Source organism: Pseudomonas putida, assembly GCF_028682455.1.
Lineage (GTDB): Bacteria > Pseudomonadota > Gammaproteobacteria > Pseudomonadales > Pseudomonadaceae > Aquipseudomonas > Aquipseudomonas putida_AA.
In genome coordinates this window covers 236,730-253,166 of the sequence record NZ_JANHLD010000005.1, presented here as the reverse complement: position 1 = coordinate 253,166, position 16,437 = coordinate 236,730, and the positions used below count along the sequence as shown (strand labels likewise).

Here is a 16,437-nt window from a genome sequence, read left to right as displayed (position 1 = left end):
ATCCGAAAGGGTGCGGGGCTTTTTCGTTTCTGGCCTACAGACGTGTCTTTTTTCCTGGCTAAGCGTCGAAAGCGGGTCAATGGGCTTTACTGTGCACGAAACCCTTTACCGGAACCTTGAATGAGCTTCATACAAAGTAACCTGATCCATTTGCTGGCAGTCTGCTGGTTCGTGATCTGTTGGGGCGGCTATACCCGCTATGCCACCTGGAAGGGTCGGGACACGGCGTGTCTGGCCAGCGTGCTGCACCTGTACCGTGAGGACTGGATGCGCCGCATGCTGATGCGCGACAACCGCATCGCCGATGCCAGCGTGATCGGCAATCTGGAGCGTAACGCCTCATTCTTCGCTTCGAGCACCTTGATTATCCTGGCCGGCATTCTGACCGTACTGGGCGCCTCGGACCGTGCGGTGTCGCTGTTGGCGGATTTGCCGCTGGTCCAGCAGGCGTCCCAGGGCATGTCGGAAATCAAGCTGCTGTGCCTGGCGACCGTATTTGTCTATGCGTTCTTCACTTTCAGCTGGTGCATGCGTCAGTACAACTTCGCCGCCATCCTGGTGGGTTCGGCGCCGATGGTGGGTGAGCGTCACGTCAGCGAGCTCGAGCGCAAGGCCTTTGCGCAGCGCGCTGCCCGGGTTATTTCAATGGCGGCCAACCAGTTCAACTTCGGTCTGCGTTCCTATTATTTCGGCATGGCCATGCTGAGTTGGTTTATCAGCCCCTGGTTGTTCATGCTGATGAGCGCAGGGGTGGTATTGGTGCTGTATCGCCGGGAGTTTCATTCCGATGTGCTGGATGTGATGGTATTTACTCCCACCGAGGCGCCCGTGCTCGATACCCCTAAAGAGGGCAGTATTAACTGAATCGTTAAAAGCGCGATAAACAGGCATAAAAAAACCCGACATGCGTCGGGTTTTTTATGCCTGTTGCGTACTTACTTGGCAGGCTCAGCAGGTGCTGGAGTGGCCGGCACAGCAGGTGCGGCTTCTTCGGCGGCCTTCTGTTGCGCTTCAGCACTGTCTTTGGCAGCTTCGGCGTTTTCTTTTGCAGCTTCGTTCACTTTATCCTGAGCTTCGTCCATCTTCTGCTGAGCGTTCTCGGTATGTTGCGCAGCATCCTGAGCCTTGTCTTCGCTGGCTTTATCGCAAGCAGCGAGACCCAGGGCGGCGGCCAGCATTACGGCAAAAGCAAAAGGTTTACGCATGGGTGTTTCTCCTTGTGGGAATAAGTTGCTTGTTCCTTTGAGCGCAAGTAACCAATAGAAGTTCCGCCCGTTTCAAAGATATATAACTGCTGGATCTATATGGACTTTTTTTCAGCCTTGTGCATTGCAGCGATTACCCCCGGGGCCTTGATGATATGAGTGACTTAATGGCCACGGCTGAACGCTTTCTCTCAGCCTTGCCTCACTGTCGGCTACTGCAGATGCGTGTTCATCATGCCGACTCCCAGGGTATGACTCTGGTGCTGCCGTACTCGGCAAACATTGTAGGCAATCCACAGACCGGTGCCATTCATGGCGGGGCGTTGACCACTCTGATGGACACGACTTGCGGCATGGCTACCCTGTGTGCCCTTGCCGAGTTCGAGGTTTGCCCGACTCTGGACCTGCGTATCGACTACATGCATTCGGCCAAGGCCGGTCAGGACATCTACGGCTATGCCCAATGCTACCGGGTCACCCGTGACGTGATCTTCACCCGCGGCATGGCCTACCAGGACGACCCCGGGCAGCCCATTGCCCAGGTGGTGGGCACCTTCATGCGCCTGGGCAAGGGGGTGAAGGGTGGCCTGAACTTTGGCAAGCGTCTCAAGGAACCAGGGCAATGATCCCGCCAGAAGTGCACCAGCAACTGCGTCAGGCTCACGCCGAAGGCGACTACCAGCCGCTCCTGGCGCTGATTCCCTATGCCACCCTGATCGGTATGCAATGCAGTCGCCAGGGAGATGACTTGCTGTTTTGCCTGCCGGCCAGCAAGGACAACATCGGCAACCCCTTGTTGCCGGCGATTCATGGTGGGGTAATTGCTGGCTTCATGGAATTGTCGGCTGCGCTGTACCTGATGATTTTCAGTGAAAGTGCGGCGATTCCGAAGATCATCGACTTTTCCATCGATTACCTGCGTGCCGGGCATTTTCGCGACACCTACGCCCAATGCCAGCTGTGGCGCCAGGGGCGGCGTGTGACCAACGTCGCAATCACCGCCTGGCAGGGCAGCCAGAGCGAACCCATTGCCACCGCACGCGCCCATTTCAAGATCGAAGAAATGACCTCGCCCTTGAAATAGCATCCCGTGCCCCCATCTGCAGGACATCCCGCCGTAAAAGCAGGCCTGGGCCATCGGGTTCGCCTGCCGAGCGACAACTGCCATCAGATTGGAGTGTTGAAGACCATGAGTGTGGAAACTCAAAAAGAAACCCTGGGCTTCCAGACCGAGGTGAAGCAACTGCTGCACCTCATGATCCATTCCTTGTACTCGAACAAGGAAATCTTCCTTCGCGAACTGATTTCCAACGCTTCCGATGCCGTCGACAAACTGCGTTTCGAAGCGCTGGCCAAGCCTGAGCTGCTCGAAGGCGGCGCCGAGCTGAAAATTCGCGTCAGCTTCGACAAGGATGCCAACACCGTCACCCTCGAAGACAACGGCATCGGCATGAGCCGCGAGGACGTGATCACCCACCTGGGCACCATCGCCAAGTCCGGCACTGCCGACTTCATGAAAAACCTCACCGGTGACCAGAAAAAGGATTCGCACCTCATCGGCCAGTTTGGCGTGGGCTTCTACTCGGCCTTTATCGTTGCCGACAAGGTCGATGTATTCAGCCGTCGTGCCGGTCAGCCAGCCGCCGAGGGTGTGCACTGGTCGTCCAAGGGCGAGGGTGAGTTTGAAGTCGCCACCATCGACAAGGCCGACCGCGGCACGCGCATCGTCCTGCACCTGAAAAAGGGCGAAGAAGAATTCGCCGACGGCTGGCGTCTGCGCAACATCATCAAGAAATACTCCGATCACATCGCCCTGCCGATCGAGCTGCCAAAGCAGGTCGACGCCGCTGAAGGCGAAGAGAAGCCGGCCCTGGAGTGGGAAACCGTCAACCGTGCCAGCGCCCTGTGGACCCGTCCGCGTACCGAGATCAAGGACGAGGAATACCAGGAGTTCTACAAGCACATCGGTCACGACTTCGAAAACCCGCTGGCCTGGAGCCACAACAAGGTCGAAGGCAAGCTCGAGTACAACTCGCTGCTGTACGTACCGGCCCGTGCGCCGTTCGACCTGTACCAGCGCGAAGCACCGCGCGGCCTGAAGCTGTACGTGCAGCGCGTGTTCGTCATGGATCAGGCCGAGTCGTTCCTGCCGCTGTACCTGCGTTTCATCAAGGGTGTGGTCGACTCCAACGACCTGTCGTTGAACGTCTCGCGGGAAATCCTGCAGAAAGACCCGATCATCGACTCGATGAAGTCGGCCCTGACCAAGCGCGTACTGGACATGCTCGAGAAGCTGGCCAAGAACGAGCCTGAGCAGTACAAGGGCTTCTGGAAGAACTTTGGCCAGGTGATGAAAGAAGGTCCGGCCGAAGACTTCGCCAACAAGGAGAAAATCGCCGGTCTGCTGCGCTTCGCCTCCACCAGCGATGACAGCGGTGAGCAGAGCGTTTCCCTGGCCGACTACCTGGCCCGTGCCAAGGAAGGCCAGGACAAGATCTACTTCCTCACCGGCGAGTCCTACGCGCAGGTCAAGAACAGCCCGCACCTGGAAGTCTTCCGCAAGAAAGGCATCGAAGTGCTGCTGCTGACCGACCGCATCGACGAATGGCTGATGAGCTACCTGAGCGAATTCGACGGCAAGAGCTTTGTCGACGTCGCCCGTGGTGACCTGGACCTGGGCAAGCTGGATTCTGAAGAAGACAAGAAGGCCCAGGAAGAAGTCGCCAAGGAGAAGGAAGGCCTGGTCGAGCGTCTCAAGGCTGCCTTGGGTGAAAGCGTCAGCGAAGTGCGTGTGTCGCACCGCCTGACCGACTCGCCTGCGATCCTGGCCATCGGTGAACAGGACCTGGGCTTGCAGATGCGCCAGATTCTCGAAGCCAGCGGCCAGAAGGTGCCGGATTCCAAGCCGATCTTCGAATTCAACCCTGGCCATCCGCTGATCGAGAAACTGGACAACGAGCAGAGCGAAGACCGTTTCGCCGACTTCTCGCACATCCTCTTCGACCAGGCCGCCCTGGCGGCGGGTGACAGCTTGAAGGACCCGGCGGCATACGTTCGTCGCTTGAACAAGCTGCTGGTCGAATTGTCGGCTTAAGTAGAGTCAGGAAAGCCCGCTTCGGCGGGCTTTTTTCATGGTGCAAGGAGAGGACTGCATGAGCAAAGTCACAATCGAGTCGCTGGTCTATCATGTTGCCGGCAAAGCCTATGAGAGTCGCCTGGTCTACACCCAGGGTGCTGCAGGGCAACCCGGGCTGTTGATGGCCCCCAACTGGATGGGTATTGGCGAGGGCGCGGAACGCCTTGCCAAGGAAGTCGCTGCCCAGGGGTATGTGGTACTGATCGCCGACATCTACGGGCAGACGCTGCGGCCTTCGAACATGGACGAAGCCGGGGCGGCGATGACGCCGCTCAAGGATGATCGTGTCGAGCTGCGCAAGCGCATGAAAGAGGCGCTGGATCAGTTGCTGGGGCAGTCGCGGGCAGTGCTGGAGCCGGGCAAGCTGGCCACATTCGGCTTCTGCTTCGGCGGTTGCTGCGCGCTGGAGCTGGCCCGTGCGGATGACCGCTTGCAGGCAGCAGTCTCGTTCCACGGCACCCTCGATACTCCGCTGCCGGCACAGGAAGGCAAGACCAAGGCGTCGATGCTGGTACTGCATGGCGCTGCCGATCCGTTCGTACCCAAGGAGCAAATGCCGGCCTTCGAGGCCGAGATGGATGCGGCCAAGGTGGATTGGCAGTTGATCAGCTATGGCGGTGCGGTGCACTCCTTTACCGACACTGCGGCCAACATCCCCGGCAAGATGAAGTACGACGCGCGTACGTCCAAGCGGGCGTTCAAGGCGATGTTCAATTTGCTGGATGAAGTGTTCAAGGCGTAAGCCGCATCGCGGGGCAAGCCCGCTCCCACTGTTGGGGGCGGGCTTGCCCATTCAAGGCAGCTCGATCCGCTCACTTTCCCCCGGCACCGTCGGCCAGTCACCCGCCGCCCAACGCGTCCGCGCCTGATCGATCAGTGCAGGATCGCTGGCCACAAAGTTCCAGTTCATCCGCCGTGGTCCGTCCAGGGGCGCGCCGCCAAACAGCACCAGCTGGCTTTCGCTGTCGGCATACAGGCTCATTTCTTCCCCTTGCGGCAGTATCACCAGGCTGCGCGGCTCCACGATCTCGTCGTTCAGGCTCACGTCCCCCTCCAGTACATACAGGGCGCGCTCGGCGTGTTCGGTCGGGATGGTCAAGGTCGTGGCGGCTTGCATCCGCACCAGGGCATAGAGGGTGGGAGAGAGCACTGGCACCGGCGACTGCAGGCAGAACCCGTTGCCGGCGATCAGGCGAATGTTCACGCCCAGGCTGTCGCTGACCGGCAGGCTGGGGGCGGGGTGGTGACTGTAGTGGCTTTCGCCTTGTTCGGCCTCCCTGGGAGAGGCCAGCCACACCTGCAGGCCATGCAGCCGTGAGCCGCTTGCCAGCAGGTCGGCGGGGGTGCGCTCGATATGGGCCACACCGCGTCCGGCGGTCATCCAGCTGACTTCCCCGGCCTTGACCCGTTGGTCGGAGCCCAGGCTGTCCTTGTGCAACAGCTCGCCTTCGAACAGGTAGGTGAGGGTAGACAGGCCGATATGCGGGTGCTGGCGGATGTTCACGCCACATCCCGGGGCGTAGTCGGTTTCGAGCATGTGATCGAAGAACACGAACGGCCCCACGCTGCGGCTTTGGGCCGACGGCAGTGGGCGCAGGATGGGTTGCCCTTCGACCGATTCGGCGCGAGGACGGATGACCAGGGGAATGCTCACGGTGGGCTCCAGGCCGGGAATTATTGCCAGGATCATAGCTTGTTCGCGGCCGTGGCTGAACTGTGCGGCGCGGTGGCCGGTCTACCCTGTCTGAATCGCCAGGAAGGAATGTGCAATGTTCGCCAGGGGCATGGGCTTGATGCTGTTGATGGGATTGATGCTGCAGGGCGCGCAGGCACGGGAGTATCACTACAGCGATGCGCATCTGCATTACGTGGACTTCTTCCAGGAAAGCGAGGGCATGCAAGCGCTGCTGGAAGCCATGGACCAGGCGCGCATCGAGCAGTCGATGATCTCCGGCATTCCGGTCGCAAAAAAATGGCACGAGGATGAACCCAAGCGCCCACGCTACTACGCAGGCGACGATGCCGATGCCTACTGGTACAGCGCCACCGATACCTATGTGGCCGCCGCGCTGGAAAAACTCACGCCCGCCCAGCGGCAACGCTTCCATCCCTTCCTGACCGGCTTCAACCCGGTGGACAAGAATGCCGTGGCGCATATCGAACGCATGCTCGAGCTGTACCCTGGGCTGTGGCAGGGCATTGGCGAAGTGTTCACCCGCCATGATGACCTTACCGCACTGACCACCGGCGATACGCCCCGGGCCAACAATGAAGCCATGACCCGCATCTATCACCTGGCCGCCGAGCAGGACCTGCCGGTGCTGGTCCATTCCAACATCACCTCCAAGCGCGAGCGTAACCCTTTGTACCTGGCGGAAATCGAAGAGCCGCTGCGTAATCATCCGCACACGCGTTTCATCTGGGCCCATGCCGGCACCAGCATGGAGATCCACCGTCACCAGACCGAGCTGGATTTTCTCTTGCCAACGCTATCGCGCATGCTCGAAGCCTACCCCAACCTGTACATCGACCTGTCCTGGAGCGTGCTGCAGCCCTATCTGCTGGACGAAAAGGGCAAGCCCAGGGTGCCATGGCTCAAGCTGGTGGAACGCTTCCCAGAGCGCTTCATGCTCGGGTCCGACGTGGTGGGGCGGTTTGGCAGCCTGGGCGAGCAGTTGCACGGCTTCGACCCCTTCCTCGATGCCTTGCCGGCCGAGGTGGCGCAAAAAGTCGCGCGCGACAACTTTCTTGCCGTGCTGCCCAAGCGGCGCGAGTGACGGATTGTCATCAGCCTGTCATGCCGGTGTCATAGCCTGCCGCCATCAACCCTGATGGAGTGCACCATGTTTTTCAGTCGTTTCAGTGCTGTGTGCGGGCTTTTGCTGGTCAGTGGCCTGGCCGGTGCCGAGGTTCGTGTCCAGGGCCCGATCGAGTACGGCCTGTTCGAAACCCGCCACCAGAACTTCCAGCCCGGCGAACGCGTGCTGACCATGAGCAACCAGACCATCCAGCAGACCGAAGAGATTCCGGCGCGCCTGGGCAGCAAGTTCGGCATGCGCTACCGCCTGGAAGGCAAGGTGGCCGAAGACACGCCGCTGACGCTGCTGTACCTCACGCCGGGCGTACGCACCCCGGACGGCAAGCGCCATGACAAATTCGAAGTGGTGCAAAAGCTGGTGCCGGGCGCTGCCCAGGACGTGATGGCCTATGAGTTCACCGAACACCATGAAGTGGTACCGGGGCAGTGGCATTTCATGGTCTTCCAGGGCGATCGCCTGCTGGCCGAGCAGCGCTTTACCGTACGCTGAGACAGTCTGCCGCTGGCGTTGTGAGGATAAGGCGTTTTGATATCACTTTTTCGTCTTACGCAAATTTTCCAGCGGCCGATACCTTCTAGAAGCAAGGACTGCAGCATCCGGTGCAGCAGCTTTTCGAAGGAGCCAGCGTATGAGTCTGAGAAACATCAATATTGCTCCCAGGGCAGCGCTCGGCTTTGGCCTGGTAGCCCTATTGGTATTTGCCCTGGGCGGCTTCGCCTTGCTGCAGATGAGCAGCATGCGCCAGCAGTCCGAGCAGGTCGACAGCAACTGGCTGCCCAGTGTGATCGCTGTCGGGCAGATGGCCCAGGACACCATGCGCATCCGTGCACTGACGCTACGCCTGCTGGTCAATCGCGACCCACAGGCGCAGCAGCAGAACACGGTGCGTGTCGAAGAGATCAAGGCCGGGCTGTTGAAGGCACAGCAGCAGTACCAGGCGCTGATCGTTCTGCCTGAAGAGCAAACGTTGTTTGATCGTTACCTGAAGCTCGAGCAGCAGTACTTCGGCCTGCAGTCCCAGGTGACACAACTCTCGGCGCAGGCCCAGGTCGAGGCCGCTGTTGCGCTGGTCAATGGCGAATTGAACCAGCTGGCCGACCAGCTGACCGCCACCCTCAACGAACTGATCGCCCTCAACAACCATCACGCCAATGTCGCCACCGATCTTGCTGCGTCGGTATACGGCACCGCCCGGGTCTGGGTGATTGTCCTGCTGCTGTCCGCCCTGGTGCTGACGGTGGTGCTGGCATTGACCCTGACGCGCAGTATCGTTCGGCCGCTGGCCCAGTCCGTGCAGGTGGCCGAGGTGGTCGCCACCGGAGACCTGACCCCGCAGATCGCAGTGCAGGGCAAGGATGAACCAGCCCGACTGCTGTCGGCCCTCAGGCAGATGCAGCAGAGCCTGCGCGATACCATTGGACGGATTTCCGATTCGTCCAACCAACTGGCTTCGGCCTCTGAAGAACTCAGCGCGGTGACCGAGGATGCGACCCGTGGCCTGATGCAGCAGAACCAGGAAATCGAGCAGGCCGCTACCGCGGTCAACCAGATGACCACCGCGGTGGAGGAGGTGGCGAGCAATGCCGTGGCCACCTCCGAGGCGTCCCGTGAGTCGGACCGGATTGCCAGGCAGGGTCGCGAGCAAGTGCGTCTGACCGTCGCTTCGATCGAATCGCTGGCGGCGGGCGTCACCTCCAATGCCGAAGAGGTCGAGCAACTGGCGCAGCAGGTGCATGGCATCACCAAGGTACTGGATGTGATCGGCGCCATTGCCGAGCAGACCAACCTGCTGGCGCTCAACGCAGCCATCGAGGCCGCCCGTGCCGGTGATGCCGGGCGCGGCTTTGCCGTGGTGGCCGATGAGGTGCGGGCGCTGGCGCACCGTACCCAGCAATCGACCCGGGAAATCGAACAGATGATCGACGGCATCCAGCAGGGTACCGACCGTGCGGTATCGGGCATGCAGCAGAGCAATGAGCGCGCCCGTGTCACCCTGGACGGTGCTCATGCGGCCGGGGTGGCGCTGGATGAGATCGCCACGGCCATCAGCCTGATCAACGAGCGCAACCTGGTCATTGCCAGTGCTTCCGAGCAGCAGGCGCAGGTGGCGCGGGAGGTGGATCGCAACCTGACCAATATTCGCGACCTGGCGCTGCAGACCTCGGCAGGCGCCAACCAGACCAATGCGGCCAGCCAGGCGTTGTCGCAGTTGGCGATCGAGTTGAATGGATTGGTGGGGAGGTTTTCAGTGTGAGCCGGGGGCAGCTTGATCGGTAGGCCCGTTCCTACCGAGGGTTGGAAGCAGAAACAAAAACGCCCCGAACCAGTCGGGGCGTTTTCACATAAGGGGGTAGCCCTTACTTGCCTTCCCAGCGCTTGAGCACCAGGGTGGCGTTGGTGCCGCCGAAACCGAAGCTGTTGCTCATCACGGTGTCGATCTTGGCGTTTTCCTGGGTCTTGGTCAGGATCGGCATATCGGCAACCGCTGGGTCCAGCTCGTCGATGTTCGCGGAGCCGGCGATGAAGTTGCCTTCCATCATCAGCATGCAGTAGATCGCTTCGTGAACGCCGGCGGCGCCCAGCGAGTGTCCAGACAGGCTCTTGGTCGAGCTGATGGCTGGGGCCTTGTCGCCGAACACTTCACGAACGCCCTTGATCTCGGCAACGTCGCCGACCGGCGTCGAGGTGCCGTGGGTGTTCAGGTAGTCGATCGGGGCGTCGACGGTGGACATGGCCATCTGCATGCAGCGGATGGCGCCTTCGCCACTCGGGGCGACCATGTCGTAGCCATCGGAAGTAGCACCGTAGCCGACGATTTCTGCGTAGATCTTGGCGCCACGGGCCAGAGCGTGTTCCAGCTCTTCAACCACGACCATGCCACCACCACCGGCGATGACAAAGCCATCACGGTCGTTGTCGTAGGCGCGGGAGGCTTTTTCCGGGGCATCGTTGCGCTTGCTGGACAGAGCGCCCATGGCGTCGAACAGGAACGACTGGCTCCAATGTTCTTCTTCACCGCCACCGGCGAAAACGATGTCTTGCTTGCCCATCTGGATCTGTTCCATCGCGGTGCCGATGCAGTGTGCGCTGGTGGCGCAGGCCGAGGCGATGGAGTAGTTCAGGCCCTTGATCTTGAACGGGGTGGCCAGGCACGCCGAGACGGTGCTGCTCATGGTCCGGGTGACGCGGTACGGGCCAACGCGCTTGACGCCTTTTTCGCGCAGGATGTCCAGCGCTTCCATCTGGTTCAGGGTCGACGCGCCGCCGGAGCCTGCGATCAGGCCGGTACGCGGGTTGGACACCTGTTCTTCGGTCAGGCCCGAATCCTTGATCGCGTCGGCCATTGCCAGGTAGGCATAGGCGGCGGCGTGACCAACGAAACGGAAGACTTTGCGGTCGATCAGTTCTTCGAGGTTGAGGTCAATGGAGCCGGAAACCTGGCTACGCAGACCCATTTCGGCATATTCCGGGTTGAATCGGATGCCAGGGCGGCTTGCACGCAGGTTGGCGGAGACGGTCTCTTTGTCATTGCCCAGGCACGAAACAATGCCCAGACCAGTGATAACGACGCGGCGCATGCGGATAACCCTTAGAAGTTGTCAGTGGAGGTGAATACGCCGACCCGGAGGCCTTCGGCGGTGTAGATCTCGCGACCGTCGACGCTGACCGAACCATCGGCGATGGCCATGTTCAGCTTGCCCTTGAGGACGCGCTTGATATGAATGTTGTAAGTGACTTTCTGGGCGGTCGGCAGGACCTGGCCAAAGAATTTCACTTCGCCCGAACCCAGGGCGCGACCGCGGCCTGGCAGGCCTTGCCAGCCGAGGAAGAAACCGACCAGTTGCCACATGGCGTCCAGGCCCAGGCAGCCCGGCATCACCGGATCACCTTCGAAGTGGCAGGCGAAGAACCACAGGTCCGGATTGATATCCAGCTCGGCGACCAATTCACCTTTGCCGTACTTGCCGCCTTCCTGGCTGATGTGGGTGATGCGATCCACCATCAGCATATTCGGGGCGGGCAGTTGCGCGTTACCTGGGCCGAACAGCTCACCGCGACTGCAGCGCAGCAGGTCTTCCCGAGTAAAGGCGTTTTGTTTGGTCATGCGAGCTCCTCAATAGTCCCCGTGCGGCAGGGGGCGAATCTTCCCGGCCGACCCAAAACGCTTGTGCTTGGGGCGGCAGCCTACACATAGACTATTGCGTTGTAGTGAAAGTCACAGCGCACGGGGCAAAGAAGTACACTTGTGCACTGAAATTTTATTTTCAGGCCTTTCGAGGGGCCTGTCCAGTCCATAAGACTGCCGCAATTTCAGATTAATCGCCAGTCGCAGCTGACTGATCGGGCAGCCATCGCAGAAGAATCTGCTGCAAATCAGTTCGTTTGAAGGGCTTGGCCAGGTAATCGTTCATTCCCGCGTTCAGGCAGCGTTCACGATCGCCCTGCAAGGCATTGGCAGTCAGGGCGATGATCGGCATGGCGGCGGCCTGCGGTAGCTGGCGAATGCGCCGGGTGGCCTCGTAGCCATCGAGAATCGGCAGGCGGCAATCCATCAGGGTAGCGGCAAAGCGCTGGCGGGCGACCTGGGTCACCGCCTGGGCGCCGTCCACCGCCACGCAGACCTCGAACCCCAGGCTGCGCAGCATGGCTTCGATCACGGTCTGGTTCACCGGGTTGTCCTCCACCAGCAGGATGCGTCGGCCCTGGCCTTCATCTTCTGCGTCGCCGACCAGGCTGGGCACGCGGGTCGAGGGCTGGTCTGCCAACGCCAGCGGCATCTCCAGGGTGAAGGTCGAGCCGAGGCCTTCACGGCTCTCGCCGCGCAGGGTGCCGCCCATTCGTTCGGCCAGGGTACGGGCGATCGACAGGCCCAGGCCCGTGCCGCCATAGCGGCGGGATATCGAGCTGTCGGCCTGCTGGAAGGCAACGAACATGGTTTCCAGGCGTTTGCTGTCGATGCCGATACCGGTGTCGTGTACCGCACAGCCGAACCAGATCAACTGGCGGTCGAGCACCTGCCAGCGCGGCTCGATACGCACGCTGCCGTGCTCGGTGAACTTCAAGGCATTGCCGATCAGGTTGAGCAGGATCTGGCGGATGCGCGTAGGGTCGCCCACCACGTGGAGCTGCTCCATGCCCGGCGGCAACAGCAGGATCAGGTCCAGGCCGCGTTGGGCTGCCAGGTGCTGGAACGACTGCACGCTACTGCCGATCAGTTCGCCCAGGTTGAAGTTGATGTGTTCCAGTTCGAGGTTGGTTCGCTCGATCCGCGAGAAGTCGAGAATATCGTTGATCACCTTCAGCAGATGCCCGGTCGATTCGGTGGCCACCGCGGTGTACTCGGCCTGCTCTTCGCTCAAGGTCGTGGTTTCCAGCAATTGCAGCATGCCCAGGACGCCATTCATGGGCGTGCGCAGTTCATGGCTCATCATGGCCAGGAAGTCGGACTTGGCTCTGTTGGCCTGTTCGGCCTCCTCGCGGGCCTGGATCAGCTGCGACATCGCCTGCTGCTGCTCGTGGCTGGCCTGGGCCAGGGCGCAGGCGAGGTTGTTGATGTGCTGGGCCAGATGGCCCAGTTCACTGTCGTCGACCACCGGCAGCGGGGCGTTGAAGTCGCCCTGCTGGATAGCCTTGACCGCATGGCCCATCTCGCTGATCGGCTTGGCCAGGCTCATGGCCAGGCGCCGGGCCAGCAAAAAGGTAAAGAGCAGGGCGAACAAGGCAAGGATCGCGGCCTTGATCACGATCTCCTGCTGGCGCTGGCTGAAGGCGTCATTGGACATGCCGACGATGACCCTTCCCAGGTAGTCGTCACCGATGTTCTTCACCGGCTGCTTGCCGCTGGGCAGAAAGTCGTTGTCCAGGCGGATCTGCTGCAGGCGAATGGGTGCCTGGAACACCTCGACCTGCTGGGCGCGGTTGGCGTGTTCATCCGGCTGTTCGACATACACCAGGATGTGGTTGCTGCTGTCCTGTACCTCGAGAAAGCGTACGTGGGGAATGCTCAAGGTGGCGCGCATCAGGCTTTCGAGCACTTCGTCGTTGCCGGCGATCACGCCGTACTCGGAGGCCGGTGCCAGTTGGTTGGCAATCAACTGGCCGGTGTGATTGAGCTCCTGGCGCAGGTCCTGGATGCGCACGAAAGTAAAGAAGCTGATCAGCAGCAAGGTCAGCAACAAGGCAGGGCCCAGGCTGATGATCTGCGTGCGGGTATGGATGTCCCAGCTCAGGCGTCGCCTCATGGTCTGCGTTCTCCTTCGGCCAGGGTCAGGGCGCGCGCGGCGGCCAGCGGATCAATGGTCTCGACCCCCAGGGCGCGGGCAACCTGCTGGTTGCCGACGACGTGGAAGTGCGTCGGGTACTGGGCCCGGGGCCATTTGCCGGGTGATTGGTCGAGCAGGCGGTCAAGCTCCGCCAGCCAGTCGTCCTGGTCGCTCAAAGTGCTGGCCAGGCTGCCGGCGCGGACAAAGCCGGCGGTGGGGCCGATCAGCGCCATTTGTCGGGCGTAGCTGCTGAGCAACAGGTTCTTGGCCGTCTTGGGGTTGTACAGCTGGGGGTCGTCGATGCCCAGCAATACATCACTGTTTTGCAGCAGGGTTTGCAAAGGACGGCTGTCGCGCAGGTCTGGCCAGGCCTGGGCGACAATCTCAAGGCCCATGGGCTGGGCGGCGCGGCGCAACTCTTCGAGCAAGAACTGGCTGTGCTGGCCATACAGCACGCCAATGCGACGGGCCTGGGGCAGCAGGTAGCGGGTCAGGCGCAACTGGCGATCCAGCGGCGGGTCGCTCCACAGCAGGCTCAGGTAGGCCGGGCGCAGTTTGCCCAGGCGCTTTTCCGCTTGCACTCGGCTCACGCGCAGCGCCAGGGCGGGCGGGCCGGGGTTTTCGGTCAGGCGCCACTCAAGGCTGGCGCTGTCGAGCAGGATCAGCCGTATGGCCGGGTCGAGATTGGCCGGGCGGGCAAGCTTATCGACCGGCACGAAGCGTACCGTGTCGGTGGGGCGACGCTCGCGCAGTGCTTGCACAAATTGCTCGACGCTGGGGCCGTCCTGGCTCGCGGTGAGCAGGATCTCACTGGCCGAAGGCCCGCCCAGTGGCCACAGGCATATAAGCAGCAGCCAGCGCCGCAGCAGGCGCATCAGAATGTCAGCTCCGCACTGAAGTACAGGACATGGCGGCTGTCGTAGTAGTTGTCGATGTTGCTGGTGGGCTCATTGTCCAGGCGCTGCTGGAGCATGCCCGCAAGCTCGAGTTGGGTGCGATCCCAGGTGATCTGCTTGGCAACGCGCAGGTCCAGCCGTTCGAAGCGGTATTGGTTCAGCGCATCGTCCCCGTAATAGAAGAGGGCACTGGACCAGCCCTGGCCCCAGTTGCGCAGCCAACCGGCAGAGCCACTGTTGTGGGCGCTCATTTGGCGGTCGGCAGCGTTGCTCGCCCAGGCATCGACGTGAGCGTAGGTCAGGCGCAGGCGATCGGCGGGGTTCAGCTGCCAGTCCACCTGCGCCTCGGTACCGCTGAAACGGGCCTTGTTGCTGTTGCTGGCAATGTATTGGTTGTTGCGCAGCGGCTCACTGATCATGCCGGTGATTTCATCGTAGAACAGCTTGAGGTCAACGCTGATATCGGCGTCGGCGAAGTAACCGTTATAGCCCAGTTCGCGCGAACGCATGCGCTCCTGGTCCAGGTCGCCCGGCCCTCGCGTCCTGACGAAATAGCGGGCGCTGGTCTGGCCGAACGCTGCCGGGCTCAGGTTATTGACCTGATAGCTCCAGTTGACGTTGTTCTCGAACATGTCGGGTGAGCGTACCGCCTCGGAGTACACCGCGCGCAGGCCATGGCGTGGGGTGATCAGGTAGTTCACCGCCACGCGCGGCGTCAGCGAGCTGCCGGACAGCCGGGCATCCTCGAACATCGCGCCGCCCTGGAGGATCCAGTGCTCGCTGGCGCGCCATTCCAGGTGGCCGAACAGGCGCCAGGTGCTGTCGTCCAGGCTGCCGTTGAAAAAGGTCTGCGAATCGGCCCGGTCATAGCGATAGTTGACGCCGCTGACCAGACGCAGGCTGTCGGACAGGCTCAGGGTGTCCTGCAGCTCCAGGTCCATGCGGGTTTCCCGCGTGCTCTGGTCGATGTCGCCGCACACCTGGTCAGAGCCGCCGTTGCGCCACTGTTGCTGGGCTTCGCTTGCCAGGGCGTATTTTTCTGCGCTGGCAGCCGGTAGCGGGGCGAGGATGTTGCGCGCTACCTGCTCGGCGTAGTTGGGGTCGAGCTGCCACAGCCGGGTCAATTGCGGGCTGAACGACATCGCTGCATCACAGGCACGCCACACCTGCTTGCGCTCCCAGTGCTGGGTGGTGCCTTGCACGTACAGGCTGTGCTCGGGGTTCAGGTCGATGTTCCAGCGCACAGAGCCAGCGTAGTTCTTGGCGTTGACATCGGAATTGTCACCATTTTCGGTGACGCCATAGAACACCGGCTGATAGGTGTAGGGGCGCTGGTTGCTGCCTTCTTTGACCGCCAGTTGCCAGTCCAGGCTCTGGTTGCTCGCCAGGGCATGGCTGACGCTGAGGTTCAGGCGGTTGAGCCGGCGGCTGTCGCGGTAGTCGTGGCCGTAGCGGTCTTCATCGAAACCGTCGTCTTGCATGCCCGAGAGCGATAGGCGCAGGTCGCCGTCTTCCCAGCCGGTCCCCTGGCTTGCGTACCAGTCGTTGATGCCGCGCTGGCCGCGGGTGACCTTCAGGCGGGTACCGTGGCTGTCGGCCGGCTTGCGGGTGCGGATGTTGACCACCGCCATCAGCGCGTTGGCGCCGTAGCTGACGGTGTTCGGGCCACGGAACACCTCGATGCGCTCGATGTCCTCCATGGCCAGGGGGATGTCGCTCCAGTCGACCGTGGCCAGGCCTGCGCGGTACACCGAGCGGCCGTCGATCAACACCTGCATGCGCCTGGCGTCGTTGACGTTGCTGCCGTGGTAATTGACCGTCGGCTGGTTGGCGGCGCCGTAGCCGATCATCATCCCCGGCACCAGGCGCAGCAGTTCAGGAACATCGCGGGCGCCGCTGGCACGAATCAGGGCGCTGTCGAGCACGGTCATGCTGCCGGGCACGGCGGCCGGCGATTGCTTGAGCCGAGTGGCGGTCAGCACCTGGGGCATGGCCTGGGTGTCCACGAACAGGTCGTCGGCTACCGCAGGGGCGCTCAACAGGGCGGTCAACAGTACGGCAGGGCGCGAAGAGGGCGGGCCAAATGACACGGTGTGGCCTTGGTATCGGGTTAAAGCC

General features: G+C 61.7%; 15 protein-coding genes. 8 read left to right on the top strand and 7 right to left on the bottom strand.

What is annotated here, in order from left to right; genetic code table 11:
* Positions 1-120: 120 nt before the first annotated feature.
* Complete coding sequence (locus NPS58_RS28125; protein WP_274118464.1) at positions 121-864, top strand: DUF599 domain-containing protein; 744 nt, start codon at positions 121-123, stop codon at positions 862-864.
* Between the two features lie 71 nt (positions 865-935).
* On the opposite strand, the gene NPS58_RS28120 is transcribed toward NPS58_RS28125, so the two are convergent.
* Entirely contained in the window at positions 936-1,205 is a 270-nt protein-coding gene (locus NPS58_RS28120; protein WP_274118463.1) for a hypothetical protein, read from the bottom strand.
* Between the two features lie 155 nt (positions 1,206-1,360).
* Here NPS58_RS28120 and NPS58_RS28115 point away from each other — a divergent pair, with 155 nt between their 5' ends.
* The 4 genes from NPS58_RS28115 to NPS58_RS28100 all read left to right on the top strand — a co-directional run bounded on the left by NPS58_RS28115 (position 1,361) and on the right by NPS58_RS28100 (position 5,083).
* The gene (locus tag NPS58_RS28115; protein WP_274118462.1) at positions 1,361-1,831 is read left to right on the top strand and encodes a PaaI family thioesterase; all 471 of its coding nucleotides are present in this window, start codon (positions 1,361-1,363) and stop codon (positions 1,829-1,831) included.
* Positions 1,828-2,289, top strand: a complete 462-nt coding sequence (locus tag NPS58_RS28110) for a PaaI family thioesterase (RefSeq protein WP_274118461.1) — start codon at positions 1,828-1,830, stop codon at positions 2,287-2,289. The genes NPS58_RS28115 and NPS58_RS28110 overlap by 4 nt, the downstream gene beginning before the upstream one ends.
* Positions 2,290-2,394: 105 nt before the next feature.
* Entirely contained in the window at positions 2,395-4,299 is a 1,905-nt protein-coding gene (gene htpG, locus NPS58_RS28105) for a molecular chaperone HtpG (protein WP_274118460.1), read from the top strand.
* 58 nt (positions 4,300-4,357) lie between these two features.
* Positions 4,358-5,083, top strand: coding sequence for a dienelactone hydrolase family protein (locus tag NPS58_RS28100; protein WP_274118459.1), 726 nt, complete (start codon positions 4,358-4,360; stop codon positions 5,081-5,083).
* A gap of 51 nt (positions 5,084-5,134) precedes the next feature.
* On the opposite strand, the gene NPS58_RS28095 is transcribed toward NPS58_RS28100, so the two are convergent.
* A complete protein-coding gene (locus NPS58_RS28095; protein ID WP_274118458.1) occupies positions 5,135-5,995 on the bottom strand; it encodes a pirin family protein in 861 nt (286 codons plus the stop codon).
* Between the two features lie 115 nt (positions 5,996-6,110).
* On the opposite strand from NPS58_RS28095, the gene NPS58_RS28090 reads away from it, so the two are divergent.
* The 3 genes from NPS58_RS28090 to NPS58_RS28080 all read left to right on the top strand — a co-directional run bounded on the left by NPS58_RS28090 (position 6,111) and on the right by NPS58_RS28080 (position 9,414).
* Entirely contained in the window at positions 6,111-7,118 is a 1,008-nt protein-coding gene (locus tag NPS58_RS28090) for an amidohydrolase family protein (protein ID WP_274118457.1), read from the top strand.
* 66 nt (positions 7,119-7,184) lie between these two features.
* Positions 7,185-7,649 carry a DUF3859 domain-containing protein gene (locus NPS58_RS28085; RefSeq protein WP_274118456.1) on the top strand — a complete coding sequence of 155 codons (465 nt, stop codon included), beginning with the start codon at positions 7,185-7,187 and terminating at the stop codon, positions 7,647-7,649.
* A 139-nt stretch (positions 7,650-7,788) separates the two neighbouring features.
* Positions 7,789-9,414: a methyl-accepting chemotaxis protein gene (locus NPS58_RS28080; protein ID WP_274118455.1), complete on the top strand. Its 1,626-nt coding sequence runs from the start codon at positions 7,789-7,791 to the stop codon at positions 9,412-9,414.
* Between the two features lie 103 nt (positions 9,415-9,517).
* Here NPS58_RS28080 and fabB read toward each other — a convergent pair whose 3' ends face one another.
* The 5 genes from fabB to NPS58_RS28055 form a co-directional block, all read right to left on the bottom strand.
* Entirely contained in the window at positions 9,518-10,738 is a 1,221-nt protein-coding gene (gene fabB, locus NPS58_RS28075) for a beta-ketoacyl-ACP synthase I (protein WP_274118454.1), read from the bottom strand.
* Positions 10,739-10,749: 11 nt separating this feature from the next.
* Positions 10,750-11,265, bottom strand: coding sequence for a 3-hydroxyacyl-[acyl-carrier-protein] dehydratase FabA (gene fabA, locus NPS58_RS28070; RefSeq protein ID WP_028945338.1), 516 nt, complete (start codon positions 11,263-11,265; stop codon positions 10,750-10,752).
* 211 nt (positions 11,266-11,476) lie between these two features.
* Positions 11,477-13,402: a response regulator gene (locus NPS58_RS28065; protein ID WP_274118453.1), complete on the bottom strand. Its 1,926-nt coding sequence runs from the start codon at positions 13,400-13,402 to the stop codon at positions 11,477-11,479.
* Complete coding sequence (locus NPS58_RS28060) at positions 13,399-14,298, bottom strand: ABC transporter substrate-binding protein (protein ID WP_274118452.1); 900 nt, start codon at positions 14,296-14,298, stop codon at positions 13,399-13,401. The genes NPS58_RS28065 and NPS58_RS28060 overlap by 4 nt, the downstream gene beginning before the upstream one ends.
* Positions 14,298-16,409, bottom strand: coding sequence for a TonB-dependent receptor plug domain-containing protein (locus NPS58_RS28055; RefSeq protein WP_274118451.1), 2,112 nt, complete (start codon positions 16,407-16,409; stop codon positions 14,298-14,300). The genes NPS58_RS28060 and NPS58_RS28055 overlap by 1 nt, the downstream gene beginning before the upstream one ends.
* Between the last annotated feature and the right edge of the window lie 28 nt (positions 16,410-16,437).

What these genes read in the sequence shown, in the direction of transcription:
- NPS58_RS28125 (WP_274118464.1), top strand. Translation starts at nt 121, where the DNA reads ATGAGCTTCATACAAAGTAACCTGATCCATTTGCTGGCAGTCTGCTGG.
- NPS58_RS28120 (WP_274118463.1), bottom strand. Translation starts at nt 1,205, where the DNA reads ATGCGTAAACCTTTTGCTTTTGCCGTAATGCTGGCCGCCGCCCTGGGT.
- NPS58_RS28115 (WP_274118462.1), top strand. Translation starts at nt 1,361, where the DNA reads ATGAGTGACTTAATGGCCACGGCTGAACGCTTTCTCTCAGCCTTGCCT.
- NPS58_RS28110 (WP_274118461.1), top strand. Translation starts at nt 1,828, where the DNA reads ATGATCCCGCCAGAAGTGCACCAGCAACTGCGTCAGGCTCACGCCGAA.
- htpG (WP_274118460.1), top strand. Translation starts at nt 2,395, where the DNA reads ATGAGTGTGGAAACTCAAAAAGAAACCCTGGGCTTCCAGACCGAGGTG.
- NPS58_RS28100 (WP_274118459.1), top strand. Translation starts at nt 4,358, where the DNA reads ATGAGCAAAGTCACAATCGAGTCGCTGGTCTATCATGTTGCCGGCAAA.
- NPS58_RS28090 (WP_274118457.1), top strand. Translation starts at nt 6,111, where the DNA reads ATGTTCGCCAGGGGCATGGGCTTGATGCTGTTGATGGGATTGATGCTG.
- NPS58_RS28085 (WP_274118456.1), top strand. Translation starts at nt 7,185, where the DNA reads ATGTTTTTCAGTCGTTTCAGTGCTGTGTGCGGGCTTTTGCTGGTCAGT.
- NPS58_RS28080 (WP_274118455.1), top strand. Translation starts at nt 7,789, where the DNA reads ATGAGTCTGAGAAACATCAATATTGCTCCCAGGGCAGCGCTCGGCTTT.
- fabB (WP_274118454.1), bottom strand. Translation starts at nt 10,738, where the DNA reads ATGCGCCGCGTCGTTATCACTGGTCTGGGCATTGTTTCGTGCCTGGGC.
- fabA (WP_028945338.1), bottom strand. Translation starts at nt 11,265, where the DNA reads ATGACCAAACAAAACGCCTTTACTCGGGAAGACCTGCTGCGCTGCAGT.
- NPS58_RS28065 (WP_274118453.1), bottom strand. Translation starts at nt 13,402, where the DNA reads ATGAGGCGACGCCTGAGCTGGGACATCCATACCCGCACGCAGATCATC.
- NPS58_RS28060 (WP_274118452.1), bottom strand. Translation starts at nt 14,298, where the DNA reads ATGCGCCTGCTGCGGCGCTGGCTGCTGCTTATATGCCTGTGGCCACTG.